The organism is Maridesulfovibrio bastinii DSM 16055 (assembly GCF_000429985.1).
In the GTDB taxonomy this organism is placed as follows: domain Bacteria; phylum Desulfobacterota; class Desulfovibrionia; order Desulfovibrionales; family Desulfovibrionaceae; genus Maridesulfovibrio; species Maridesulfovibrio bastinii.
Window position 1 is genome coordinate 127,000 of record NZ_AUCX01000009.1, and the last position, 23,640, is coordinate 150,639.

22 protein-coding genes and 1 tRNA gene are annotated in these 23,640 nt (G+C 43.2%); 18 read left to right on the forward strand and 5 right to left on the reverse strand.

Annotation, left to right across the window (positions count from 1 at the left end; translation table 11 throughout):
- Positions 1 to 163 precede the first annotated feature (163 nt).
- The gene (gene queA, locus G496_RS0105060) at positions 164 to 1,249 is read right to left on the reverse strand and encodes a tRNA preQ1(34) S-adenosylmethionine ribosyltransferase-isomerase QueA (protein WP_027178328.1); all 1,086 of its coding nucleotides are present in this window, start codon (positions 1,247 to 1,249) and stop codon (positions 164 to 166) included.
- 145 nt (positions 1,250 to 1,394) lie between these two features.
- Between queA and G496_RS0105065 the strand changes: the two genes are divergently transcribed.
- The 8 genes from G496_RS0105065 to G496_RS0105100 all read left to right on the forward strand — a co-directional run bounded on the left by G496_RS0105065 (position 1,395) and on the right by G496_RS0105100 (position 9,186).
- Entirely contained in the window at positions 1,395 to 2,072 is a 678-nt protein-coding gene (locus tag G496_RS0105065) for a MerR family transcriptional regulator (protein WP_027178329.1), read from the forward strand.
- A 174-nt stretch (positions 2,073 to 2,246) separates the two neighbouring features.
- Positions 2,247 to 2,756, forward strand: a complete 510-nt coding sequence (locus G496_RS0105070) for a lipoprotein (RefSeq protein WP_027178330.1) — start codon at positions 2,247 to 2,249, stop codon at positions 2,754 to 2,756.
- Positions 2,757 to 3,968 (forward strand): bifunctional phosphopantothenoylcysteine decarboxylase/phosphopantothenate--cysteine ligase CoaBC, encoded by a 1,212-nt coding sequence (gene coaBC, locus G496_RS0105075; protein WP_027178331.1) that lies wholly within the window; start codon positions 2,757 to 2,759, stop codon positions 3,966 to 3,968.
- Positions 3,944 to 4,861, forward strand: a complete 918-nt coding sequence (locus tag G496_RS0105080; protein WP_027178332.1) for a hypothetical protein — start codon at positions 3,944 to 3,946, stop codon at positions 4,859 to 4,861. The genes coaBC and G496_RS0105080 overlap by 25 nt, the downstream gene beginning before the upstream one ends.
- A 132-nt stretch (positions 4,862 to 4,993) precedes the next feature.
- Complete coding sequence (locus G496_RS18880) at positions 4,994 to 6,310, forward strand: NfeD family protein (protein ID WP_051294839.1); 1,317 nt, start codon at positions 4,994 to 4,996, stop codon at positions 6,308 to 6,310.
- Between the two features lie 16 nt (positions 6,311 to 6,326).
- A complete protein-coding gene (locus tag G496_RS18885; RefSeq protein WP_034632430.1) occupies positions 6,327 to 7,115 on the forward strand; it encodes a slipin family protein in 789 nt (262 codons plus the stop codon).
- Complete coding sequence (locus tag G496_RS0105095) at positions 7,112 to 8,125, forward strand: NAD-dependent epimerase (RefSeq protein WP_027178333.1); 1,014 nt, start codon at positions 7,112 to 7,114, stop codon at positions 8,123 to 8,125. The genes G496_RS18885 and G496_RS0105095 overlap by 4 nt, the downstream gene beginning before the upstream one ends.
- A 287-nt stretch (positions 8,126 to 8,412) precedes the next feature.
- On the forward strand, positions 8,413 to 9,186 hold the full coding sequence (locus G496_RS0105100; protein WP_027178334.1) for a ParA family protein: 774 nt from the start codon (positions 8,413 to 8,415) through the stop codon (positions 9,184 to 9,186).
- A gap of 50 nt (positions 9,187 to 9,236) precedes the next feature.
- Here G496_RS0105100 and G496_RS0105105 read toward each other — a convergent pair whose 3' ends face one another.
- Positions 9,237 to 9,662: a hypothetical protein gene (locus G496_RS0105105; RefSeq protein WP_027178335.1), complete on the reverse strand. Its 426-nt coding sequence runs from the start codon at positions 9,660 to 9,662 to the stop codon at positions 9,237 to 9,239.
- A gap of 115 nt (positions 9,663 to 9,777) precedes the next feature.
- On the opposite strand from G496_RS0105105, the gene G496_RS0105110 reads away from it, so the two are divergent.
- The 5 genes from G496_RS0105110 to G496_RS0105130 all read left to right on the forward strand — a co-directional run bounded on the left by G496_RS0105110 (position 9,778) and on the right by G496_RS0105130 (position 15,030).
- A complete protein-coding gene (locus G496_RS0105110) occupies positions 9,778 to 10,698 on the forward strand; it encodes a ParB/RepB/Spo0J family partition protein (protein WP_027178336.1) in 921 nt (306 codons plus the stop codon).
- A 103-nt stretch (positions 10,699 to 10,801) separates the two neighbouring features.
- Positions 10,802 to 11,818, forward strand: a complete 1,017-nt coding sequence (rfaE1, locus tag G496_RS0105115) for a D-glycero-beta-D-manno-heptose-7-phosphate kinase (protein ID WP_027178337.1) — start codon at positions 10,802 to 10,804, stop codon at positions 11,816 to 11,818.
- A gap of 68 nt (positions 11,819 to 11,886) precedes the next feature.
- Positions 11,887 to 12,273, forward strand: coding sequence for a DnaJ family domain-containing protein (locus G496_RS0105120; RefSeq protein ID WP_027178338.1), 387 nt, complete (start codon positions 11,887 to 11,889; stop codon positions 12,271 to 12,273).
- 16 nt (positions 12,274 to 12,289) lie between these two features.
- Positions 12,290 to 13,648: a hypothetical protein gene (locus G496_RS0105125; RefSeq protein ID WP_027178339.1), complete on the forward strand. Its 1,359-nt coding sequence runs from the start codon at positions 12,290 to 12,292 to the stop codon at positions 13,646 to 13,648.
- 56 nt (positions 13,649 to 13,704) lie between these two features.
- On the forward strand, positions 13,705 to 15,030 hold the full coding sequence (locus tag G496_RS0105130) for an ATP-dependent 6-phosphofructokinase (RefSeq protein WP_034632472.1): 1,326 nt from the start codon (positions 13,705 to 13,707) through the stop codon (positions 15,028 to 15,030).
- Positions 15,031 to 15,335: 305 nt separating this feature from the next.
- On the opposite strand, the gene G496_RS0105135 is transcribed toward G496_RS0105130, so the two are convergent.
- The gene (locus G496_RS0105135; RefSeq protein WP_027178341.1) at positions 15,336 to 16,706 is read right to left on the reverse strand and encodes a glycerate kinase type-2 family protein; all 1,371 of its coding nucleotides are present in this window, start codon (positions 16,704 to 16,706) and stop codon (positions 15,336 to 15,338) included.
- A 70-nt stretch (positions 16,707 to 16,776) separates the two neighbouring features.
- Entirely contained in the window at positions 16,777 to 17,472 is a 696-nt protein-coding gene (locus G496_RS0105140) for a FadR/GntR family transcriptional regulator (RefSeq protein WP_027178342.1), read from the reverse strand.
- A gap of 73 nt (positions 17,473 to 17,545) precedes the next feature.
- Between G496_RS0105140 and G496_RS21550 the strand changes: the two genes are divergently transcribed.
- On the forward strand, positions 17,546 to 17,680 hold the full coding sequence (locus G496_RS21550; protein ID WP_281171254.1) for a hypothetical protein: 135 nt from the start codon (positions 17,546 to 17,548) through the stop codon (positions 17,678 to 17,680).
- A 203-nt stretch (positions 17,681 to 17,883) separates the two neighbouring features.
- Positions 17,884 to 19,830, forward strand: coding sequence for a methyl-accepting chemotaxis protein (locus G496_RS0105150; RefSeq protein ID WP_027178343.1), 1,947 nt, complete (start codon positions 17,884 to 17,886; stop codon positions 19,828 to 19,830).
- A gap of 130 nt (positions 19,831 to 19,960) precedes the next feature.
- Here the strand turns inward: G496_RS0105150 and G496_RS0105155 are convergent.
- A tRNA-Lys gene (locus G496_RS0105155) sits at positions 19,961 to 20,036 on the reverse strand.
- 288 nt (positions 20,037 to 20,324) lie between these two features.
- On the opposite strand from G496_RS0105155, the gene G496_RS0105160 reads away from it, so the two are divergent.
- From G496_RS0105160 to mutM, 3 genes are read left to right on the forward strand one after another with little or no spacing between them, the layout of a single operon-like run.
- Complete coding sequence (locus tag G496_RS0105160; RefSeq protein WP_027178344.1) at positions 20,325 to 21,590, forward strand: phenylacetate--CoA ligase family protein; 1,266 nt, start codon at positions 20,325 to 20,327, stop codon at positions 21,588 to 21,590.
- Between the two features lie 13 nt (positions 21,591 to 21,603).
- On the forward strand, positions 21,604 to 22,791 hold the full coding sequence (locus G496_RS18890) for a ChaN family lipoprotein (RefSeq protein ID WP_051294840.1): 1,188 nt from the start codon (positions 21,604 to 21,606) through the stop codon (positions 22,789 to 22,791).
- An 11-nt stretch (positions 22,792 to 22,802) separates the two neighbouring features.
- Positions 22,803 to 23,627 (forward strand): bifunctional DNA-formamidopyrimidine glycosylase/DNA-(apurinic or apyrimidinic site) lyase, encoded by an 825-nt coding sequence (gene mutM, locus G496_RS0105170; protein WP_027178345.1) that lies wholly within the window; start codon positions 22,803 to 22,805, stop codon positions 23,625 to 23,627.
- Positions 23,628 to 23,640 lie beyond the last annotated feature (13 nt).

The following is a 23,640-nucleotide window of genomic DNA, read 5'->3' on the forward strand; positions in this document are numbered from 1 at the left end:
GTGTACATTAGTAACCCGGCTCTGCCGGTAGGGGATAAGTATCCCTTTAAATCAACCCTGTATGTGTAATTTATGGTCCATTATCACATAATTTGTAAATCTTATAACCAAAAGTGTAAGCTTGCAAATTTCAAATCATTCAAAATTTAAGCTTTTTAATGATTCAACGAATAAACATAGCATCGCCGTATGAAAAGAATCTCAGCCTGTTCATTATTGCTTTTTCATAGGCCGCGAGTACTTTTTCACGCCCTGCAAGAGCTGAGATCATCATGATCAGTGATGATTCCGGAAGATGAAAGTTTGTCAGCATCCTTTCAACTACATTGAATTTATATCCGGGGTAGATGAAGATGTCCGTTTCACCTTTGAAAGCGGATATTTTACCGGTCTCTCTGAATGCACCTTCAAGAGTTCGTGCCGAAGTTGTACCGACAGCTATGACCTGACGTCCTTCTTCTTTGGCTTTTACTATGCTTTCAGCTGTATTCTCAGAGATTTCAATATACTCTTTATGCATCCCGTGTTCACGAATATCCTTAACCCTGACCGGGCTGAAGGTTCCATAGCCGACATACAGGGTCACTTCGACTCTTTTAATACCTTTTTCAGCAAGCCGTCTGTCAACATCCTGTGAAAAATGCAACCCGGCAGTGGGTGCGGCTACAGAACCGGCCTTGCTGTCGTTTGCATACAGGGTCTGATAGCGCTCGGTATCAGTCTTATCGGCATCCCTGCGGATATATGGCGGGAGGGGGATTTTTCCACATTCTTCAAAAATAGTTTTAAGATCTCCCTTCCAGTTGAGCCGGACTTTTGAGAGACCGAATTCTCCTTTTTCCATAACTTCCAGTGAGAGACCGTGATCAAAGGTAATGATTTCTCCTTTGCGCGGACCTTTGGACGCCCTCAGAAGTCCTTTGGCCTCGGCCTCATATCCGTCAGCAATGGCTGATACACTTATGAGCGGGATAGGTGTCAGCAGAAGAAATTCAACTTTGCCTCCAGTATGCTTCCTGCCGAAAATTCTTGCAGGTATAACTTTGGAGTTATTGGCTACCAGAAGTGAGCCTTCGGGAATCAGGTCTGGAAAGTCATAAAATGATTTTATGCTTGTTTCTCCTGATTCTTTATCCAGAACCATGAGTTTGGAATGATCTCTGCTGGATGCCGGAGTCTGTGCTATTAGTTCTTCTGGAAGAGGGAAATTGTAACTTTCTAAATCAAAATCAGTTGGTATATTGTTCATTTTTAGATTTTCTTTATTGATGATAATCTGGTAAGGATCATTCATCTTATCGGGAAAAAGTCTTTTTTTGCCAGTTGTGGAGCGTAATAATTCCATAGTGGCAAAAGTTTAATTTTCACATTGATCACAGCCCGGGACTAATGCCATGAACTGGATTTCAGTAGCCGAAATTTCAAAAATAACTGGTATTCCTGCTCCGACAGCGCGACGGTATGCTTCTCTTTTTAAAGATTTCCTACCAAGCAGGAAGATGGGTAGAGTAACCAAGTACCCTGACTCTGTCATTGCCATTTTTCAGCGTATCGTAACCCTTTATAATGATGGGCTTGTTACGACTGAAATTGAGGAAAAGCTGAAAAGCGAATATCCCCGCACCATAGAGGTCAGCCCTAATGAGCGCAGTGTTTCCGTGCAGCCGGCGGTTGCCGGTCAACTTGAACTGGGCGAGGCTTTTTCCGGCCTTATGGAACGCATGAGTAAAAGTCTTGAAGTTATTGCTGATCAGAAAGAAATTATTGAAGATCAGCGCTGTGATATTGCAAAACTGAAACGTGCGTTCATCCTTCTTGCCAGAAGTCAGAAAAAGATGAAGGAACTCCCACAGCTTGATTATAAAGCCATGACCGAAGAATTCGAGGGAAGAACTGAAGCCTTGAGGCAGAAAGATTCAGAACTTGAAGAGGCTACATCAGATCTTGCACAGGAGAATTCAACTCTGCGCCGTAAGCTTGAAGTTATGGAAACAGAGCTTATCCGGCTTCGCCGCGACAGGCGGGAGATGGAAAAGTATTTCCTTGATAAAATCAAGAAAATTCAATCCTGATTTTCTTTTTTTGATTTTTTCTACTTTTTATGATCTTAGCAGCTCCGCCGGAATCAAATTTTCGTCTCCCGATCATGAACTCTTTATCTTTTATTGATGTTTTATTTTTGCTGTTGTAGAAAAAGTCTAAACTAGAGTACCCAAATTTTTTGAAATATTTTTTCAGGAGGACTTATGCGTTATTTATTCAAAGCATTTCTCGTAGTTATGCTTATTTCAGGTCTTTTCGGCTGCATGACTACAGGTACTTCTTCTTCCGGTGATCCCGCTACGGTTTCTTCTCCGGGAGCCTCAGAGCAGTATGAGGAGTTTGTTCCTTATACAGAGTTTGATGATATTGCTGTTCCTAATGAGCTTAGCAGAGTGCCTGACAAAACATTTATTTATGAAAATGCTGAATTCAAAACCGGAATGATTGTTATGAAAGGTCGTGTTGAGGTTTCCAGCCTTATCGATTTTTTTGTAAATCAGATGGCCAAAGATAATTGGGTAAAAGAAAATTCTATTATTTCTTCAGTTTCTACTCTTGTATTTAAAAAACCTTATAAGAGTTGCATGATCAGGGTTAACGACGGTACCTATAATACCGAAGTAGAGATTTATGCTGTTGAGCTTAAAGCTGAAGCACGCGCAGGCTCAGGTTCTGCCGGAACAGGTTCCTTTAACGAACAATCCATCCAGTAAATGAATAATCATCTTTATTTTAATACTTTTTCCGGTAAGAGGGTCCACCTTGGTGTGACCGGAAGTATCGCCGCCTTTAAGTCGCTTGAACTTCTTAGAATGTTCAAAAAGTGTGGCTTGGAGGTCAGTGTCACTCTCACATCCGGAGCACAGGAATTTATCAGGGGCCTCAGTTTTGAGGCCCTTGGTGCCTATAAGGTCTGGGAAAAAATGTTTCCTGTGGGTGATGATGTCTTCGGACATCTGGAGCCGGGTCAGGCTGCCGATGCTATGCTCATTGCTCCGGCTTCGGCTTCAACCCTTGCAAATATCACTTATGGGCTTGCAAATGAAATTTTAAGCTGTCAGGCGCTGGCTTTTGACGGTCCTATGCTCGTAGCTCCGGCTATGAATCCAAGGATGTGGAATGCTGCCGCCACTGTGGAGAATTGTGACGTTCTGCGCAGGAGAGGGGTTAAATTTATCGGTCCCGACTGTGGTGATGTCGCCTGTGGTGATCACGGCAGTGGCAGACTTGCTCCGCTTGAAGCTATCTTTTGCGAGACACTTAGAACTGTTGCCCCTGATGATCTTAGCGGCAAAAAAGTTCTGATCACTTTAGGACCTACAAGGGAGAAATGGGATGCAGTCCGTTTCTGGAGCAATCCTTCTTCCGGTCTGATGGGTGCTTCCATCGCAATGGCTGCCTGGCTGAGGGGAGCTGATGTTACTGTTGTCAGCGGCCCGGTTGACTGGTGGTTTCCGGCTGATATTAAAGTTGTCAAAGTTGATAGTGCTGATCAGATGTTCGAGGCAGCCACTTCACGCTGGCCTGATATGGATATCGGATGCCTGAGCGCAGCTGTTGCCGATTTTAAGCCTGTTCCGCATGGTGAGCATAAGTTTAAAAAAGAGGGTGCTGATAATCTGACTGTATCTTTTTCACCAAACCGGGATATTTTAAAAACACTCGGTTCCATGAAAAAGGAATCACAGCAGCTGATAGGCTTTGCGGCCGAGACCCAGAATATTGAGCAGTCAGCTCAAAAAAAGCTGCATGCTAAAAACCTTGACCTCATTGTCGCCAACCCTGTAAATAAACCCGGAGCGGGCTTCAAGTCCGTTACCAATTCGGTTTATGTATATGATAAAAACGGCAGAAGTGAGGAATGGCCTGATCTGCCAAAGACAGAAATAGCGTGGCGAATATGGGATCTCCTTCAGCAGGTCTGAATATACCTGAATTTATGAGACCGTGGTACCAAAGCGGCTTACAACTCCTGTTCCGTGATAATCTTCCGGAACAGGTTTTTTCTGCTCCTGCGTCCACTTCTGCGCCAGCATCTAAGCCTAACGCTCGTGCTGAAAAAAGTGTCCCCCCTGTTCCTTCAGCTCATGATAATTCTCAGGCTGGACAGGCAAAAGCTCAAGGTGCCGGGTCCACAAGACCTAATAATTCTCAGGTCGATCATCATATAAATAAAACTGAATCACTTGGTGGGGGAGACTCCTCATCATTCAAAGGCCACCATGATCAGTTAAATTCAGGGAAGTACTCGCCACATGGGGGGCAGGCAGGAACTGAAAACCGCAATCTCAATGGCGGGATGCGTAAACCTGTTAGCCGCAAGCCTTTGTCAGATAATAAACCTCAAGCCGGAGCAGCCTGCTCCAATCTGATTGACTGGCCTGAACCTTTCAGCAAACTTGCTCCCAGAGTAGCTTCAAATGTCCAGATACTTTGGACTTACTTTGACCTTGCACATGATCTTTCCGGGCAGGCAGACCCTGAGAGAAGGAAACTTTTTCAGTCTCTTATTGTTCACATGGGGCTTCCCAAGGGCAGTATTTCTTTTTGGCCCTGCTCACGTATTGTGAATAATGAAAATAAGCCTGAGCCAGAACTTTTCTGGAAAGGGGTGCATCATTTCGGAGTCAAGTTTGTAGCCTGTTTTGGAGAAAAAACTCAGGATATTATTCTTCCTCAAGCTGATAAAAATGTATCAACCCTGTTTTATGAAGAAGTTCAGATTGTCACTTTAAGCGATCCTGATTTTATGAAGAAGCTTGGCGGTGATGAACATCTCCTGCTGGCAACCCCTCTTTTAAGACTTCCTTTGTTTTAAGTTTTATCGGTGAACTAATTTTTATAGTCACTTTCTTCTTTTATATATCCACGTTCATAGCTTTCAAAATTCATTTCTATTTGGCATAGTGGAATTTGATATTTCAAATATTAAAATTCCAGAGGTGATTTTATGATTTACCTGAAAAAATCTATGCTCATTCTGATAATTATCATATTATCAATCATCACCTTTTCTTCAATGTGCTTTTCTGCTGAATCTGCGAGGGTATTATCCGCTGAAATTCAAGGTTCCATAAGTCCTGCTCAGGTTTCTTTAGTGGATGATCTTGTCGATAGAGCTGTTTCAAATGATTATGATATTATCCTGATTAGATTGGATACACCGGGTGGTCTTGGTGACTCTATGCGCAGAATTGTTAAACGTATTTTTTCATCTCCTGTTCCTGTTTGTATCTGGGTAGGACCTTCAGGAGCTCATGCCGCATCCGCCGGAGCATTTATTGTTGCATCCGCTGAGTTAGCTGCCATGGCTCCGGGAACTAATATAGGTGCGGCTATTCCTGTTTCCGGTAATGGTGAAGATCTGAAGGAAAGCATGAAAATTAAAGTTAGAAATGATTTTTCAAGTTTTATTTCAAGCATAGCTAAAAAGAGAGGCCGTAATTCAGACTGGTATTCCGCTGCTGTGAATAAAGGCGTAAGTATAGATGCAAATGACGCCCTTAAATTGAATGTGGTTGATATGATAGCCTCTAACACCCATGATTTTTTAGATAAAATAGGGAAAATGGGCTTGCCGTCCAGAGGTAAGATAATCTTCTTTGATGTGGATAAAGTTGTTGTAGATCATTATAGTCCGGGGTTCAGATATGGTATTCTTTCATGGCTTCTTGACCCGCAGATAGCATATTTCCTTTTGATGGGCGGGATTATCGGATTGTTTTTCGAACTTTCACATCCCGGAGCGGTTTTTCCCGGAGTTATAGGTGGATTCTGTCTGTTCACTTCGCTCTATGCAATGTCTATTCTTCCTACAAATGCAGCCGGATTGCTGCTGATTATTTTCGGAGCTGTCCTTTTTATTTTAGAAATCTATATTGCCAGTTACGGTCTTTTGAGCATTGCGGCTGTCATCAGTCTTTTTGTTGGTTCTCTGATACTTTATGAAGGAGGTCAGGTGTATGACATTCCGATATTATCTATTGTTTCCACTGTGTTTTCCTTTTCAGCTTTTGCGGGATTATTGATTTACCTTGTAACAAAATCCCAGTTGCGCAAGCCGGTTTCAGGTCTTGAATCCATGTCCGGGCTCGAAGGTCGTGTTAGTTTTTCTGATGGTAAAAAAGTAAAAGTTATGGTTCGGGGAGAAATATGGGAAGCTTCAGGTCCTGAGATTTTAACTTTTAAAACAGGTGATCCTGTAGTTGTTGATAAGGCTGACGGGCTTAAACTTATTGTCCATAAAAAAGTTATGAGCAATTCTTAAACATGAGGAGTTTAATATGAACTTTCTAATCCCGATTTCTATTTTTGTTTTATTGTTTCTGTTCACCTCGCTCAAGGTGCTCAATGAATATGAGCGTGGTGTTATCTTCAGGCTTGGAAGAGTAATAAAAGCTAAAGGTCCCGGACTGATAATCCTGATTCCGATAATTGATAAAATGGTTAAAGTCTCTCTTAGAATTCTTACTCTGGATGTTCCTAATCAGGATGTTATCACCAAAGACAACGTCAGCATCAAGGTTAATGCGGTTATTTATTTCAGAGTTGTCGAGCCTATCAAGTCCATAATTGAGGTGGAGGATTATTTATTCGCCACTTCTCAGCTTGCCCAAACCACCTTGCGTAGCGTATGTGGTAGCGTCGAGCTTGACGATCTCCTTTCTAAGCGTGAAAAACTTAATAACGAAATTCAGGAGATTCTTGATATTCATACCGATCCCTGGGGAATCAAAGTTACAACTGTAGAGTTGAAATATATTGATCTTCCACAGGAAATGCAGCGTGCCATGGCTCAGCAGGCTGAAGCCGAACGTGAACGCCGTGCTAAAGTTATCAGTGCGACTGGTGAATATCAGGCAGCGTCCAAGCTTGCTGATGCGGCTGAAATAATTTCGCGCCATCCTGAAGCTCTCCAATTGCGTTATCTGCAGACATTAAAAGAGATGACTTCAGATGGTAAGGCTAACACAGTTATTCCTCTTCCGATTGATCTTTTGAAAGTGGTGGCACCGCTTATGGGAGAGAGGAACGTTGAAAATAAAACACCTCAAGAGAGTATAGACGAATGAAAATTCTTGTAACAGGAGCAGCCGGTTTTATCGGCTTTCATCTTTCCAGACGGCTTTTGGCTGAAGGTCATGAAGTAGTGGGTCTGGATATTCTTAATGATTATTATGATGTTCAGGTTAAAAAAGATAGACTTAAGCAGATTGAAGATCATGATAATTTTACTTTTGCTTATCTTGATATGGCTGATCGTGAAGCCATTGCCGATCTTTTTGCCGAGCATAAATTCACTCATGTAATGAATCTCGCAGCACAGGCCGGAGTACGTTACTCACTTGTCAATCCTCACGCTTATGTGGATTCCAATATTGTGGGATTTGTAAACCTTCTTGAAGGCTGCCGTCATAATGGGGTTAAGCATTTTGTCTATGCTTCATCCAGCTCCGTTTACGGACTCAATACTTCCATGCCTTTTAGTGTCCATGACAATGTTGACCATCCTATCAGTTTATACGCAGCCTCAAAAAAAGCTAATGAGCTGATGGCTCATACCTATAGCCATCTTTATAATCTGCCTACAACCGGTCTTCGTTTCTTCACCGTTTACGGACCTTGGGGCAGACCTGACATGGCTCTTTTCCTTTTCACCAAAGCCATTGTTGAAGGTAAGCCCATCAATGTATTTAATAATGGGGATATGCTCCGCGATTTTACCTTCATTGATGATATTGTTGAAGGAGTCTGCAGAGTAATAAACAACACAGCTACACCTAATCCTGACTGGACAGGAGCCAATCCTGACCCCGGTACAAGTTGTGCTCCGTTCCGCATTTATAATATTGGTAACAATCAGCCGACCAAGCTTATGCGTTACATTGAAGTTCTTGAAGAAATGCTCGGTAAAAAAGCTGAAAAGAATTTCATGCCCCTCCAGCCCGGTGATGTCCCTGCTACCTATGCAAATGTTGATGACCTTGTTGCTGATGTAGGCTTTAAGCCTGAGACAACAGTTGAAGAGGGTATTGCCAAGTTCGTTGACTGGTACAAAAATTACTATGATGTTAACTTATAGTTTTTTATAAGAAATTGTTTTTAGAAAGGCTGTCACTTTTCAGGTGGCAGCCTTTTTTGATGATCAGATGATCTTATAATTATTTTCTTCATTTTTTCCATAAGTTAGGTGCTAATTCCTTTTAACTTGTTGATTTAATATTATTAGTTACTTCTCAAATATTTTATGCAATTTCTTGATTTAAATTTTTTTTCATCTTAATTATCATCTTGTAATTCGACGTGTGCTGAGATTGAGTGTTTCACGTGAAACAATTTACCAGCTAAAAAAGAATAGGATGGTTCCAAGTGGCCAAAAGAATAGTAGTTGCAAATCAGAAGGGCGGTGTCGGAAAAACAACAACATCCATAAATCTTTCTTCTTCGCTGGCTGTCATGGAGAAAAAGGTTCTCCTGATAGATTGCGACCCTCAGGGTAACGCTTCCAGTGGACTAGGCTTTTATCCGGGTGATTCCAGAGAAAATATTTATACAGCTTTGTTTTCTCCGGATCGCGTCGAGGAAGCCATATATAAAACGGATGTGCCTTATCTGGATATTATGCCCGCCAGTCAGGATCTTGTTGGCGCGGAAATTGAGTTGATTGATAAAATGGGGCGTGAATATTATCTCAAAGATCTCGTAGATAAGATAGATGAGAAGTATGACTATATTATATTTGATTGTCCGCCCTCACTGGGACTGTTAACAGTCAACGCCCTCTGCGCTGCAAAAGAATTGATGGTACCGCTTCAAACTGAATATTATGCTCTTGAAGGTGTTGCTCAGCTTCTGATGACTTATGAGCTGGTCAAAAAACGCCTTAATAATGATCTTGAAGTTCTTGGTGTCGTTCTTACCATGTACGACCGTAGAAACCGTCTGGCCAGACAGGTTAAAAACGAAGTCCGTAAAGCTTTTCCTGATAGTTTGTTTGAAACAATAATTCCTAGAAATGTGAGATTGTCCGAAGCTCCTAGCTTTGGAAAACCGGTAATTTTATATGATGCCAAGTCAAATGGTGCTTTGGCGTATATTTCGCTGGCTCAGGAAGTTGTTAGAAGACATACTGAGAAAAAATGAAAAAAAAGACCGGCTAAAAGCCGGTCTTTAAATAATAGAGACAAAGTGAATCAGTAGCATGCTTCTTTATTAGCATCCTTGCTCTCCTGATAGGGAGTAGTTTCGGTAGTAATTTCATCTTTGAAATGCCGTTTGCTGATTCTGGATTTGCATTTGCAGCATTTGTAAGAAACCAGTCCACCGATATTTGCGACAGTCAGTTTGAACTTTCTGGGTTCGTCTTCCTGCCAGTTATCAGTCTGGTTTCCACAATGATCACATTTGACATCCATGTCTACCGGGTATGGGAAATCCCAGTAGTCTCTAAGTATTTCCCAGTCGGCCATGGGTTCCGGCTTTTCAGGTGGCTCCTGATTTGGAAGATACTCTTTAAGGGACGGCTTGATTTTAGTCCACAGTTCAGCAGTAATCAGTGCTCCGATCAGGTTTCCCTTTTGATCAAAAAGCTCTGTAATGTTGTTATCTTTATCGGGCATAAAACCTCCACAGGTAATTACGTTTTCAAAAGTACATTAACCACGGTGGAGTTCAAGTCAAAGAAAATATGAAATATAAAATCCGATTTTGACGGATCAGTTTAAGGAGATATAAATGGCAGGTGCAACAAGAGGACTCGGAAGAGGGCTTGATGCTCTTTTAGGCGGAGGCACATCAGAGAACCGTGGCAAAGAGAAATCCATGGATGTTCGTTATCTTGATATTGATCTGGTCATCGCAAATCCCAATCAGCCTAGAAAAGATTTCTCTCCTGAAGCTCTGGAGGAGCTCACCGAATCAATAAAAGCAAAAGGGGTTTTGCAGCCTGTTCTGGTCAGGCCATTTCCCGGTGACAGAAATAAATATGAGCTGGTTGCCGGTGAAAGACGTTTAAGAGCTTCCAAGCTTGCGGGGCTTACTGAAATACCCGCTATGGTCAAAGATATGACCGACCTTGAAAGTATGGCCGTAGCTTTGATTGAAAACCTCCAGCGTGAAGATTTAAATCCAATTGAAGAAGCTAAAGGGTATCAGGAATTAACCAGCAAATTTGGTTTGAGTCAGGAAGAATTAGGGCGTCAGGTTGGTAAAAGCCGTTCAGCTCTGGCTAACTCAATGCGTCTTTTATCCCTTCCGGATGATATTCAAAGTGCTATTGGTAAAAATGAAATTTCCGCCGGACATGGCAGATCGTTGATGTCAGTAACCGATGACGAAGCCAGAGCAGAGCTTTTTGAGAGAATTGTGACTTATGGATATTCCGTTCGTCAGACAGAAAAGGAAGCTTCCTTCTGGAAAGAAAATGGAGAACTTCCCCCTGTAGACAATTCTACTAATAAGAAAAAAGCAGCAAAAAAGAAGCCGGTAAAAAAAGAAAAGGATGAAGAGCTTGAAACCTTAAGAGACAGGCTTGAGAAAAATCTTGAAACAAAAATCAAAATATCAGGCACCAAAGAAAAAGGTAAACTGACTATTTCTTATTCAGATTCAGTTGAGCTGGAACGGCTGGTTGCTATTTTGGAATTGCGCTCCTGATTATCTGATAATGATGATCTGATTCTGATAGAAGTTTTGAGATGATTCGGAAAAATTTCCGGTTTAGTTTTAATTAATATAAAGAAATACCAGAGTAGATTTTATGGATATTACTGAAAAAATATTAAATGTTCTGAATTCACTTAAGGGGAACAAGGTCCTGATCATTGGTGATGTTATGCTCGATCATTATGTGATTGGATCGGTGAACAGAATTTCTCCTGAAGCTCCTGTCCCCGTGGTTAGGGTGAGCAGGGAAAATTTTCTTCTGGGTGGTGCCGGTAATGTTGCCAGAAATATTGTCGCCTTAGGTGGCGAACCCCACCTGACTGGTTTTGTGGGTGACGATCCCGAAGGTAAAGTCTTTAAAGATCTTTGTGAGCAGAGCAGTATCCCATGCAGTCTTTATAATTGTTCGGATCGTCCAACTACAAAGAAAACCAGAATTATGGCTCATAATCAGCAGATTGTGAGAGTTGATCATGAAAACAGCACAACGATGCCAGATCATGATCTGGACAGCCTTTTTGATTTTCTTGAAGGCTCTATATGCGACTATAGAGTCGTTATCCTTTCTGATTACGGGAAAGGTCTTTTGAGTGAAAAGTTTTTTGAAAGGTTCTGGAATCTGCTCAAAAAATGCAGTCATACGCCTATGGTTCTGGTTGATCCTAAAACTATCAACTACGATCTCTACAAAGGCGTTGATCTGCTTACTCCCAATACAAAAGAAGCCGGTGAGGGCGCATCCATGACTGTTGAGTCTCAGGATGAAGTTCTTGAGGCTGGCAGAAGGCTTTTTGAAAGACTTGATTCCGAGCATCTGCTGATTACCCTTGGGGCTGATGGGATGGCCCTCTTCGAGTCTCCGGGAGTTGTCAGACATATCCCGTCATTTGCGCGTAATGTCTTTGATGTAACCGGAGCAGGTGATACTGTAATCGCTTCTCTTGGCTTGGGTATTGCCGCTGGAAATGATCTGCTCACTTCAACAGTCCTTGCCAATTATGCGGCGGGTATTGTTGTCGGTCAGGTTGGTGCGGCAACCGCGTCTGTTGCTGATATTGCTCAGGCTGTTAAGGATTGGCCAAAGCCGGAAATTAATACCTGGAAAAGCTGATGTACTTGGTCATGCCTCCATTTTGTTGCTTATAACCGATCTGGACCCTGACGGGTACGGAGGAGAAAATGCTTTATTTTGAACTGGTAGCTGAAGAACGGATTAAAAAGTCTCAGGAAAAAGGGGAGTTTGATGACCTTGAAGGTAAAGGAAATCCTTTAAAACTTGAAGACGATTCTTTTATCCCGCAGGAATTGAGAATGGCCTACAAAGCCTTGAAAAATGCCGGCTACCTTCCGCCTGAAGCACAGATAAGAAAGGATATAAGCAATGCTCTGGATCTTCTTGAACAGATGGAAGATGAGAAAGAACGTTATCAGCAGATGCAGAAATTGGATTATCTCATTTTCAAAATGAAGGGCATGAGAAGTAAAGGACTGTCACTGGATGTCGAAGATGAATATTACCAGTCCGTGGTTGAAAGGCTAAGTGTCAACCGTAAAAAGAAAGAGTAGCCGGGGTTTGAAAAGGATGCCGCGTTTTCTGACTATAGCTCTGGCTATTGCATTATATATCCCTTCAGCTTTTGTTGTCGCAAGGGCTGACTTCTTTTCCGGGCCACCGGTTGGTGAGTCTTATATTGCAAACATATCGGAATATTCTGAAAATGGTACGGTTGATTCTTTAGTAAATTATTTGTCAGAGGTTACCGGGAATAATTATTTAACTTCTGAAAAATTATATAAAGCTCCGGCTGAAGATAGTGAAGAAACATTTTTTATTTCCGTTTTTAAGGAAAAAAAATCGCTGACTGTTGCGCAAGATGTTTGTTCTTATGCAGGAACTGAAAAAGGTCTCGCCGCAGCATTTAATGACGGCACAATGAAAATATGGAGCCGGTTTCATTGCTCGGAAGTGCATCTACCTTCGCCGTCAGGGGCTAAATTTATCGGTTATGCTCCCGGCAGTCCTTTTCTTGTGGCTACCAATAATGCAGCGGATAAAATTTTTGTTTATGATTTAAGAAACTGCACCCGTGTTCCGGGTCAGTTTAAGGTTGAAAAAGCCCCTGTAACCAGACTTGCCCTTTCAGAAACCGGAGAATGGTTAAGTTATATCGATGCGTTCAATATTCTGTATAGTGGTCCGGTTAAAGGTCCTTTGAGAAGAATTACCGCTATGGAGGGGACACCTATTTTCCTAGGGTATTCTCCTGCTCAGGGGATTATGATTGCAGTTCAGGGAACCGGTCGGGTTACAATGCTTGCAATGAGAAATGATTTACATCTGAAAACAGAAAATGTTTCCGGGGGACCGTTTGTTTCGGCTGAAATTTCGGGTTATAATCTCTGCCTCAGGCGTCAAGACGGCAGAAAAATATACTGGAATATTATTTCAAGAGAAAAAGTGCAGCCGGATAGCCATCAAGTAAAATCTACACCGACTGTCTTTTTGAAAGGGCATGACCTTATTTATTCTTCAAATGGAAAACTGTGGAAATATGTTATTCATAACGAGGAACCGATTTTTATTGTAGAATATTCAAAAGAAGCTAAAATGATACGTGTTCGTGACCTCGATCATAAAACCAGATATTATGACATGCACAGTGGCGCGGAATTAAAAGAAGTCGATTCTTCAGACTGGAAAGTTGTCTCACCACGAAACGGAGTGTATAAGATAGGCAGAAATAAATTTAAATTATTCGACAGGGTCTACCAGAAAGGCGGGCATAGGCTTAATTGCCGTTATGTGCCCGGATCAGGCTTCATCTTATGGTGGGTGGAAGTTGTTCATTCTGATGAGATTAATCCTCATCCGATGGAACTTCCTTTAAGAAAGAATATTCTGGCTTCCGAACAACCTGTATGGTTCCCCCTGACAAAGTAATATTTTACAGGTCAGCTATTTTTATAAATTCCGGAAACCCCAAGGAGGGTCAGGCAGTGCCAAAAAAAGAAAAAAAGACAGTAATCAATACTGAAATCCCGGAGTTGGGAAAGCCTAAAATACCTTCACCGCTCAAACGTTGTATTTTTTTTGATGATAAAGAGAAAACCCTCGTTAATTTAGCTGAAGAAGAAATGGATTCCGGGGAAGGCGGAGGAGAGTATCTGGAATTTGAAAAAGCCGGTCCCCGTGCCTTTACCTATTTTGATCCCTCAAAGACAAAATGTGCAGTTGTCACCTGCGGAGGACTTTGTCCGGGACTCAATGATGTCATCCGGTCAATAGTTCTTGAGGCCTATCATACCTACAAAGTGCCTTCCGTACTTGGAATCAGGTTTGGATTGCAGGGATTCATCCCTAAATACGGGCATGATATTATTGAACTCACTCCGACAATGGTTTCGGATATTCATCAGTTCGGCGGAACAATTCTCGGATCATCACGCGGACCTCAGGATCCTGAAGAAATTGTTGATGCTCTGGAAAGAATGAATGTCAGCATTCTGTTTATGATCGGTGGTGACGGAACTATGCGCGCTGTTAAAGGTATAGTTAATGAGATTGCCAAGCGTGGTTTAAGGATTTCGGTGATCGGAGTTCCAAAAACCATTGATAACGATATCAGTTTTGTTACGAAATCTTTCGGGTTTGATACTGCTGTGGATAAGGCTACAGACGCTATTCAGAGTGCTCATGTCGAGTCTGTGGGAGCTTTCAACGGTATTGGTCTGGTCAAGCTTATGGGCCGAGAATCTGGCTTTATTGCCGCTCAGGCAACCCTTGCTTTGAAAGATGTTAACTTTGTTCTGGTTCCTGAACATAATTTTGAATTTGACGGTGAACATGGCCTGCTGAAATCCCTTGAGGAAAGGCTTAAAGATCGTCAGCATGCGGTCATCGTCTGCGCGGAAGGAGCAGGGCAGGAGCTTTGCGAAAATACCGGCCGCAAGGATGCTTCAGGAAATCCTGTTCTATGCGATATCTGCGATCTGCTTATAACCAAGGTTAAAGATTATTTTAAGCAGAAGGACATGAGTATCACCTTGAAATTTATTGATCCCAGTTATCTGATCCGTTCTGTTCCGGCTAATGCCAATGACAGAGTCTATTGCGGATTTCTTGGACAACACGCTGTACATGCGGCCATGGCTGGTAAAACCGGTATGGTTGTCAGCCGGCTACAGGCCAGATATGTCCATCTTCCGCTTGAACTGGTAACCATGAAGCGGAAAAAATTAAATATACATTCCGATTACTGGAGAGCCGTTCTGGAATCCACAGGGCAGGGTCATCTGCGTAATGATATGGAAGAAGGACTTTAGTCGCTTCCTTAATTTTAGAATCTTAATTAGCTGTTCTAAAGACGCTTTCCCATTGCTGGAGAGCGTCTTTTTTTGTTCGAATTTATGACTTGTTAGCTATTAAAATTAGAAGTTATTTTTCAAGATAATAAGATATGTTTGCAGCTGTTTTGGGAAAATTTTTAAAATGTTTTTTGATTTAACTTGTTATAATATAAGAGTTTAAATCTTCAAAAAGTTAAACCTAAATAATCGTCTCTTATCGTTAGGGTTATTTAAAGTGATGAAAAAACAGGGGGATAGTTATATCCCCCTGTTTTTTGTAACTAATTGACTAGAAGTATTTGTATGTCACATACATTGGTATTGGTCGGACCTGTTTTATGCAATCCGTCAATTTCAGCAAAGAAATTGTAGGCGTCATTATTTTTTAGATAGGAGGCAATGGATAATCCTGCTGCGCGTGATTTTTCCAGCAAAGTCGCATCCGCAAAAGCTCCTGCGGCGTCGGTCGGGCCGTCATTACCGTCTGTAGATGCTGCAAGCAGATGAATTCCTGATCCGTTTTTCTCATCCTGTCCAAGGCGTTTAAGGAAGTTCAGAGCCATCTCCTGATTTCTGCCTCCCTTGCCGTGGCCTTTCACATGCACAACGGTTTCTCCACCGATGATGATACAGGCTGGTTTCTTAGCGACCATCTCCCAGTCTCGCTGATCCTGCGCAACAGCCCAGAGCAGATCTGCCGCAAAATGGGCTTCACCTGTAAGTCTGGAAGTGAGGAGCCGCACATCGTAGCCCAGCTCTTCGGCCTTGTCTTTTGCTCCGAGCAGGGCAATACGGTTGGTGCCGATAAGCACGTTATCAGCGCGTTCAGCCTTGAACTCTTCCGCTTTAAGAGTCTCGGCAATATTGCCGTTGCTGCCAAGCTCTAAAACTTTGAGTACTTTTGCCGGCAATTGTTCCTGAATCTGATAGTTGCTTATAATCGAAAGCGCATCGCAATAGGTACTGCGGTCAAAGCTGGTCAGTCCTGAGGCAATAGTATCAAGATTATCACCAACAACATCAGACAGAATAAGGTTAAGGCTTCTTGCCGGTTTTATGCAGCGCAGCAGTTTCCCGCCTTTTAATTCAGAAAGATGTTTTCTTATACAGTTGATTTCCGAGATATCCGCCCCGCAGGCCAGCAGGGCTTTTGTAACTTTCTGTTTGTCTTTAAGTGATATTTCAATATTAGTGTCTCCGCAGTCAATTCTGACCGGGCAGGGCAGCAATGCGGATCCTCCGCCTGAAATCAGGTTGATCACCAGAGTCTCGGCATCGGCAGAGCAGGCCAGATCTTCAATCCTGCGTGCTGCTTCTACGCCGTTTTCATCAGGAACAGGATGTCCGGCCTCGATAGTTTCTATAGTGCTCAGGGGTTCAGTATGCCCGTATTTAACTGAGATAAGTCCGCAATCTATTCTGTCTCCCAGAATATCTTCAATAGCCTTTGCCATTTTGGCTGTTGCTTTCCCGGCTCCGATCACAAAAATTTTATTGAATTCCGTCAGATTGATTTCCAGAAATTCACCGGGAACCTGAACGCTCAGGATATTATCCTCAAGCTTCATGCAATTGGTTATGATTTTATAAGGATCAACCCGATCCAATGCTTCTGCGAAAATAGCGGAAAGATGTTTTTCTTCCGTTGTCATAGGCACGTTTGTCACTCCTTGTAAGAAACAGCTTCAATGTGTGGCACTTCATCCCTCAGGGACAAAGTGATTAAAGCCCGTGTTCTTCCAGATCGTCAAGAGCAAGTGACAAATGTTCACGCATTAATTTACTGGCGGTCTTTTCATCACCGTTTTCAATTGTTTTCAAAATCTCAGTATGCTCGCGAAGGCTTTTTTCAATGCGGTGGGGGACCTTGAGAGAAGCTTTCCAGCCTTCAATCATTGTGCGGTGCAGGGTGTCCATAATGGATGTGAGAACTTTGTTGCCTGTGGCTTTCCCTATAAGACGGTGAAACTCGGCGTCACTCAGAATAGCCCGTGTCAGATCATTCTGTTCTGCCGCTGTCCTGAATTCTTCAAGATTTTTTTTCAGGGCTTCAATTGTTTCCGGAGTGATGCGTGAGGCGGCAAATCCGGCTGCGCTTGGTTCAAGCAGATAGCGGACTTCAAAAAAATGGTGGATAGCTTCTTTATTATCCATGAGCCAGGGAGAGAGCGGGCTTAAAATATCTCCCTCAATGCTTTTCACAAAGGCGCCGATACCGGGCTTTGTTTCAATATATCCTTTAATTTCCAAAATTCTGAGAGCTTCTCTGACTGAACCCCGTCCAACCTGAAGTTCTTTCATCAGCTTTCTTTCAGAAGGGAGGTTTTCTCCTTCCTTGAAAGTTCCGCCACGGATTAACTCTTCAAGCTGGATAGCAGCTGTTTCGGATATTCTGGCCTTTTTTATGGGGGTCAACATTGTTTGAAGCCTCTGAATCAGAATTGGAAAGAAAAATGCCTAAAGTTTGAAGCTTTGATTGCAGGATTTATGGATGGAAGCAAGTAAAAAAAAGATGACTTCAGGCGAACCGCGGCGGCTCCGTTTGCCCGAAGATCTTGCCGGAAACTTCAGGCAAACGGAATTTATGGACCAGTTAGCCGCCTGTCGACTGGTCATACCAGTATAATTACCTGATTCTCTAGTCAAGTACGAAAGAGCCTCCGGCACGGCTGTTTGCAGGTTTTTTGGCAGAGTAATTAAATTATTCACCAGTATAACTAATAGTTATGTAATGAAAAATGTTATTAGAATGCTTGGCTAATTAAAAAATATATTGTAATATAAAAAGTGGTTGGGTGTTCACTAATTGATTAAGATGAGGGAAAAAAGATGGGTTGGAAGGATTTGAATCTCGGCTGTAAGTTCTCAGTCGGCTTTGGCTCTGTTGTTTTACTGCTGGTACTGCTTTCTGTCTGGGCGGTTTATGGAATAAGCCGCATTGTTCAGGATGCCGGAGAAGTTATCGACGGTAATAAATTAAAGGCAGAATTTACTCAGAAAATTGTGGATCACATGAACTGGTCTGAAAAATTGAATACGCTGCTTACAGACAGCAATATTAATTCAATAGATCTTCAAACTGATCCGCATAAGTGTGCTTTCGGAAAATGGCTATATAGTGAGGATAGAAAGAAGGCCGAAGAACTGGTCCCTGAAATTGCTCCAGGTCTTGCCAGAATAGAAGCCGTGCATGGCAGGCTCCATAATTCGGCCAAAGAAATTCTCGGAAAATATAAAGCTGTTGACCCTGATCTTGGCAGTTTTCTTCGGGAGAAAGAGCTTGATCACCTAAAATGGATGGAGACTATCATGTCTTCGCTGTTAAGCGGTGATGAGTCAGTCAGAGTGCAGGATAATCCCAAGCTCTGTAGTTTCGGAAAATGGCTTTACTCTGCGGAAACCAGAAAAACCATGGAGAAGGACACTGAATTTGCAGAGCATGTCCGAGGGATTCTGCAACCGCATAGCCGTCTGCATGAGTCCGTAAAAACCATCAACGCAATGCTTGCTGCCGGCAATAAAGATCTGGCCGAAAAATATTTCAGCAATGAAACACAGAAGTATGCTGCTGAGGTACTGGAAGAGATTGATCAGCTTATAGCCTGGCATGATCTGAAAATGAAATCATTGCGCAGTGCCATTAAAATTTATTCCACCGTTACTGTACCGGCGTTGAATCAGGTTAAGTCAGCCCTTGCTGATATCAGGCGCTCTGTTTCAGAAAATATAATGACAGACGAAGCAATGCTTGAGCAGGCCAGAAAAACACGGGAGGTTATTCTGTATGTCAGCATCGCCGCCGTTGTCATAGGTATTTTGATGGCTTTTATTATTGCGCGGGGAATTCTTGTTCCCTTGAGGATTGGTCTCGATTTTGTCCATAAGGTGAGTGGAGGAGACCTCACGAGCACAGTAAATCTTGACCGTAAAGATGAGCTTGGCCGCCTTGCCGGGGGAATGCAGGATATGGTTGAGCGCCTCCGTGGAGTTGTGGGTGACGTAAATTCTGCGGGCGAGAATGTCGCCTCAGGCAGTCAGGAGCTCTCAGCTTCCTCTGAGACGCTTTCACAGGGTGCAACTGAACAGGCGGCTTCAATTGAAGAGATTTCATCGTCTATGGAGCAAATGGTCGCCAATGTCAGTCAGAGTGCTGAAAATGCGATGGAGACGGAAAAAATTGCTGAGGTCTGTCGCAATTCCGCTCAGAAAAGTGGAACTGCGGTTGCGGAAACCGTCGTGGCGATGAAAAGTATTGCTGAGAAAATATCTATTATCGAAGAGATTGCCCGGCAGACAAATCTTCTTGCCCTTAATGCGGCTATTGAAGCGGCACGGGCCGGGGAGCACGGTAAAGGGTTCGCAGTTGTAGCGGCAGAAGTACGCAAGCTGGCTGAACGCAGCGGCATCGCAGCAGGGGAGATAAGTGAGCTTTCATCTTCATCTGTTAAAGTGGCGGAGCAGGCCGGAACAATGATAAATGAATTGCTGCCTGAAATAATCAGAACATCTGAGCTGGTTCAGGAGATATCCGCAGCAGGTCAGGAGCAGAACTCAGGGCTTGGTCAGATAAACCGTGCTATTCAGGATCTGGATAAAACTATTCAGCATAACGCTTCAGCGGCTGAAGAAATGGCCTCAACCTCCGAGGAGCTTTCCGGGCAGGCAATGCAGCTTCAACAGGTCATGTCGTTTTTTACTCTTGATGAGACCGGGGGGAGCTACATGCTTCCAGCAGGAGATTCCTATGAGAAGGGCTGCGAGTTCGAACGATACTGAGTCTTGTATTTTGTGAAGTCTTTAGAGCCTGCACTGAATATTTTAAATTCAGCGCAGGCTTTTTTAGTCACTGGAAATGAAAAAGCCTCGATATCTTTCGATATCGAGGCTGTGCTTTTCGGTTGCTTGATGGTGGGCCGTGTTGGGTTCGAACCAGCGACTCTCTGCTTAAAAGGCAGATACTCTACCGACTGAGTTAACGGCCCTCCCGCGCTCAAGTGGAGAACTGTTTATCGAGCACAGCCGATACTGTCAAGCGAAAAAATAAAAAAAGTTACTTTTTTTTAAAAAAACGGGAAAAAAGTGATTTTAATTATTCAATACATAATTCCAGCCTGTTTGGGCCAAAGAGTGCTTTATGTATTTAATATATTGATTTAATTGTATTTTTGTTATTGTATGTTGACAAATTCAATTTGCTTAATTATAAATGCAAGAATGTGTGAATAGCGTTTTAATTTCACGCAGTAAATTTTTCTGGAGGAACCTTATAAATGACCCGTAAAGACCGCACAGAAGGCATATATAGCCGGCGCGAGGTTTTGGATGAAGGTGAAAGGCGTCAATACTGCACTTTGCAGCTGAAAGAACTTCTTTCCTATGCCTACCGCTACTCCGAAGATGTGAAAAAGCGTTTTGACCGGGCGCAATTTCAGGTCGACAAATTTAAAGATCTTTCCGATCTGAAACATATACCCATTCTTAAGAAGAAAGAGCTTATCTTTTTGCAGTCCATGGGACCGAGACTTGGTGGTCTCCTTACCAAAGACCTTGGCGAGCTTCGTCGTATTTTTCTCTCTCCCGGACCTATTTTTGATCCTGAAGACCGCAGTGAAGATTACTGGGGATGGACTGAAGGCTTTTATGCTGCCGGTTTCCGCTCCGGTGATGTTTCACAGATCACTTTTAACTACCATCTTGCACCTGCCGGCCTTATGTTTGAAGAGCCGCTGAGAAATCTGAACTGTGCTGTTATTCCTGCCGGACCCGGAAGCACCAACAGCCAGATTGAGATCATGCAGAAACTCAGGGTTACAGGATATGTTGGAACTCCAAGCTATCTCAGCCATCTGGCTCAGAAAGCTGAAGAGAGCGGCCTTAACCTGCGTAAAGATCTTTTCCTTGAAGTAGCTTTTGTTACCGGGGAAAAATTTTCTGAAAAGCTGCGTTCCAGCCTTGAAAAGAAATTTGATCTTATTATGCGTCAGGGCTACGGCACTGCTGATGTAGGCTGCATCGGTTACGAATGTTTCCATAAAACAGGCCTGCACATCACCAACCGCGCATATGTTGAGATCTGCCATCCCGATACCGGAATTCCGTTGAAAGACGGTGAAGTCGGTGAAATTGTAATCACCGCCTTCAATAAAACATATCCGCTTATCAGGCTTGCTACAGGCGATCTCGGATATATAGACCGCACTCCGTGTGCCTGCGGACGTACAACCCCAAGACTTGGAAATATTGTCGGCCGTGTTGATACAACTGCACGCATCAAGGGAATGTTCGTTTACCCCCATCAGGTTGAGCAGGTTATGGCTCACTTTGAAGAAGTCAAACGCTGGCAGATTGAAGTTACCAACCCCGGCGGAATTGATGAAATGACCCTCAATATTGAGGTTTCAGATTTCTCCAGAGAAGAAGAGCTGCTGCATACATTCCGTGAAAAAATCAAACTTCGTCCCATGCTCAAGGTTCTGACTCCAGGATCACTTCCCCCGCAGATCAGACCTATTGAGGACAAGAGAACCTGGGATTAATCCGGGATCACTGATGCATCATAAAAAAAATCTAAATCGTGCGGGGAGCTTTGCAGCTCTCTGCGCGATTTTTTTTCTGGTTCTGGCCGCCGGATGTGCAAAAAAGCCTGTACCGGCAATGGATGTTTCATTTTTGCCGTGTTCAGGGGATTTTGTAAGCTCTTCGGGCGACAGATTAAGTCCGGATCAGGTTGTAGCTCTGGCTGAAAAGGCAGATTATCTGCTGATCGGCGAAGGGCATAAAATGTCCTGTGATCATAAAATTCAAGCAGAGATGGTAGACCGTCTTTCACGAAACGGGCGCCGGGTTTCAATAGGACTTGAAATGGTGGATACAACCTTTCAGGATACTTTGAACCGCTATAATCTGGGCCAGATTCCGCTTGATAAAATAGCCGCTGCATTGAAGTGGGATAAAAACTGGGGATATGATTTTTCCCTGTTTGAACCTGTTTTCAGACTGGCTGAAGAAAGGCACCTGACACTTGGAGCATTGAATTTTCCCTTTTCCTTTGTTCGTAAAATTCGCGAGAAAGGGCTGGATGGTCTGAGTCCTGAAGAAAGGGCCATGCTGCCGGAAAAAGTTCAAATGTCCTCCAAAGAACAGCAGCAGGCTTTGCTTGGTATTATCGCCATGCACGAAAATCGTGATGCGGATAACCTTGAGCAGGTTCACCAGTTTATTCTGATTCAGTCATTATGGGATACTGCCATGGCTGAGAAGGCGGTTGAGCTTCGCCGTCAGGCCGGAACCCCGGTAATTATTCTTGCCGGTGACGGGCATGTTGAAAACGGCTGGGGAATCTCAAAACGGATCAAAACATTTGATCCGCAAGCCAGAATTATGCTTCTGGTGCCGTGGCGCGGTGACAAATTTTATTCTAAAGCCGGTGACGCTTTCTTTTATTGTCCTCCTGCCTACAAAAGCCGACTCGGTATGAAGGTTGAGATGCGTTTCGGCAAAGCCGTTGTCACCAAAGTAGATAGAGGTTCCAGAGCTGATCTTGCCGGGATGAGACCGGGAGATGTTATTTGTGAAGTTCAGTCTGTACCCATGGTTTCCATGCGTTCCATGCACCTTGGAGGCATGAAGGCCCATAAGGAAAACAAGCCGCTTGTTTTTAAAGTTGAACGCGGTGATGATACATTTGATATTAATGTCGGAAAATTAGGTCATCCGGGTTCATCCGCTGACAAATAGAGATTTATAAAATGCCAGAATTACCTGAAGTTGAAGTTATTTCCAGAGGTCTTGCAAAATTTCTGGAAAATAAAACCATTGAATCTGTTAAAATCTACAACCATGGCTCAATTAAAATGCCGTGGCATGTTTTTGCTTCCCGCGTAGCCGGCAAACCTATTAAAAGAGTCAGACGCAGGGCAAAGTTGCTGATTATGGACCTTGGCGATGATCTGCATCTGATTTTCCACCTCAAAATGACCGGAAGAGTCATCACCCATGAAACCATGGTTGATCCGCAAAAGCATACAAGGCTTATCTTCGGTCTTACAGACGGCGGATGCATCGAATTTCACGACACCCGCAAGTTCGGAGAAGTTAGAGTCCTTATGGATGAAGAGCTTGAGGATTGGGATTTTTACCGCAACCTCGGCCCCGAACCGCTTGAAACAGATCCGGAAGAGCTTGCCGCGATTGTTGCGGGCAAAAAGGCACGTATTAAATCCTTACTGCTCAACCAGTCCGTTGTTGCCGGGATAGGCAACATTTATGCTGATGAGAGCCTTTTCCGTTCTGGAATACATCCGACAGCCAAACCCTGTGATCTTTCAAAAGAGAGTCTGGTCAAACTCTTTGTAGAGTTACAGAAGGTTTTGAAGCAGTCCATCCGTGAAAACGGCAGTTCCATCAGGGATTATGTTGATTCCGGCGGTGATGCCGGAAGTTTTCAGAACAGTTTTCAAGTCTACGGCAAAAAGGGCGAACTCTGCCCCTGTTGCGGTGAGCACTTTGATTGTTCCACTGTTGCCGGTAGGACTTCAACTTACTGCAACAAGTGTCAGAAGCTGCACGATTAACAGCCGCTGTTGA

Excerpts from the sequence above, each read along its gene's own strand:
- G496_RS0105150 (WP_027178343.1), top strand. The coding sequence starts at position 17,884 with ATGGGTTGGAAGGATTTGAATCTCGGCTGTAAGTTCTCAGTCGGCTTT.
- G496_RS21550 (WP_281171254.1), top strand. The coding sequence starts at position 17,546 with ATGGAAGCAAGTAAAAAAAAGATGACTTCAGGCGAACCGCGGCGGCTC.
- G496_RS0105065 (WP_027178329.1), top strand. The coding sequence starts at position 1,395 with ATGAACTGGATTTCAGTAGCCGAAATTTCAAAAATAACTGGTATTCCT.
- G496_RS0105080 (WP_027178332.1), top strand. The coding sequence starts at position 3,944 with ATGGGATCTCCTTCAGCAGGTCTGAATATACCTGAATTTATGAGACCG.
- G496_RS18880 (WP_051294839.1), top strand. The coding sequence starts at position 4,994 with ATGATTTACCTGAAAAAATCTATGCTCATTCTGATAATTATCATATTA.
- queA (WP_027178328.1), bottom strand. The coding sequence starts at position 1,249 with ATGAACAATATACCAACTGATTTTGATTTAGAAAGTTACAATTTCCCT.
- G496_RS0105120 (WP_027178338.1), top strand. The coding sequence starts at position 11,887 with ATGCTTTATTTTGAACTGGTAGCTGAAGAACGGATTAAAAAGTCTCAG.
- G496_RS0105070 (WP_027178330.1), top strand. The coding sequence starts at position 2,247 with ATGCGTTATTTATTCAAAGCATTTCTCGTAGTTATGCTTATTTCAGGT.
- G496_RS0105095 (WP_027178333.1), top strand. The coding sequence starts at position 7,112 with ATGAAAATTCTTGTAACAGGAGCAGCCGGTTTTATCGGCTTTCATCTT.
- G496_RS0105110 (WP_027178336.1), top strand. The coding sequence starts at position 9,778 with ATGGCAGGTGCAACAAGAGGACTCGGAAGAGGGCTTGATGCTCTTTTA.
- G496_RS0105140 (WP_027178342.1), bottom strand. The coding sequence starts at position 17,472 with ATGTTGACCCCCATAAAAAAGGCCAGAATATCCGAAACAGCTGCTATC.
- mutM (WP_027178345.1), top strand. The coding sequence starts at position 22,803 with ATGCCAGAATTACCTGAAGTTGAAGTTATTTCCAGAGGTCTTGCAAAA.
- G496_RS18890 (WP_051294840.1), top strand. The coding sequence starts at position 21,604 with ATGCATCATAAAAAAAATCTAAATCGTGCGGGGAGCTTTGCAGCTCTC.
- G496_RS0105125 (WP_027178339.1), top strand. The coding sequence starts at position 12,290 with ATGCCGCGTTTTCTGACTATAGCTCTGGCTATTGCATTATATATCCCT.
- G496_RS0105160 (WP_027178344.1), top strand. The coding sequence starts at position 20,325 with ATGACCCGTAAAGACCGCACAGAAGGCATATATAGCCGGCGCGAGGTT.
- G496_RS18885 (WP_034632430.1), top strand. The coding sequence starts at position 6,327 with ATGAACTTTCTAATCCCGATTTCTATTTTTGTTTTATTGTTTCTGTTC.
- G496_RS0105105 (WP_027178335.1), bottom strand. The coding sequence starts at position 9,662 with ATGCCCGATAAAGATAACAACATTACAGAGCTTTTTGATCAAAAGGGA.
- G496_RS0105135 (WP_027178341.1), bottom strand. The coding sequence starts at position 16,706 with ATGACAACGGAAGAAAAACATCTTTCCGCTATTTTCGCAGAAGCATTG.
- coaBC (WP_027178331.1), top strand. The coding sequence starts at position 2,757 with ATGAATAATCATCTTTATTTTAATACTTTTTCCGGTAAGAGGGTCCAC.
- rfaE1 (WP_027178337.1), top strand. The coding sequence starts at position 10,802 with ATGGATATTACTGAAAAAATATTAAATGTTCTGAATTCACTTAAGGGG.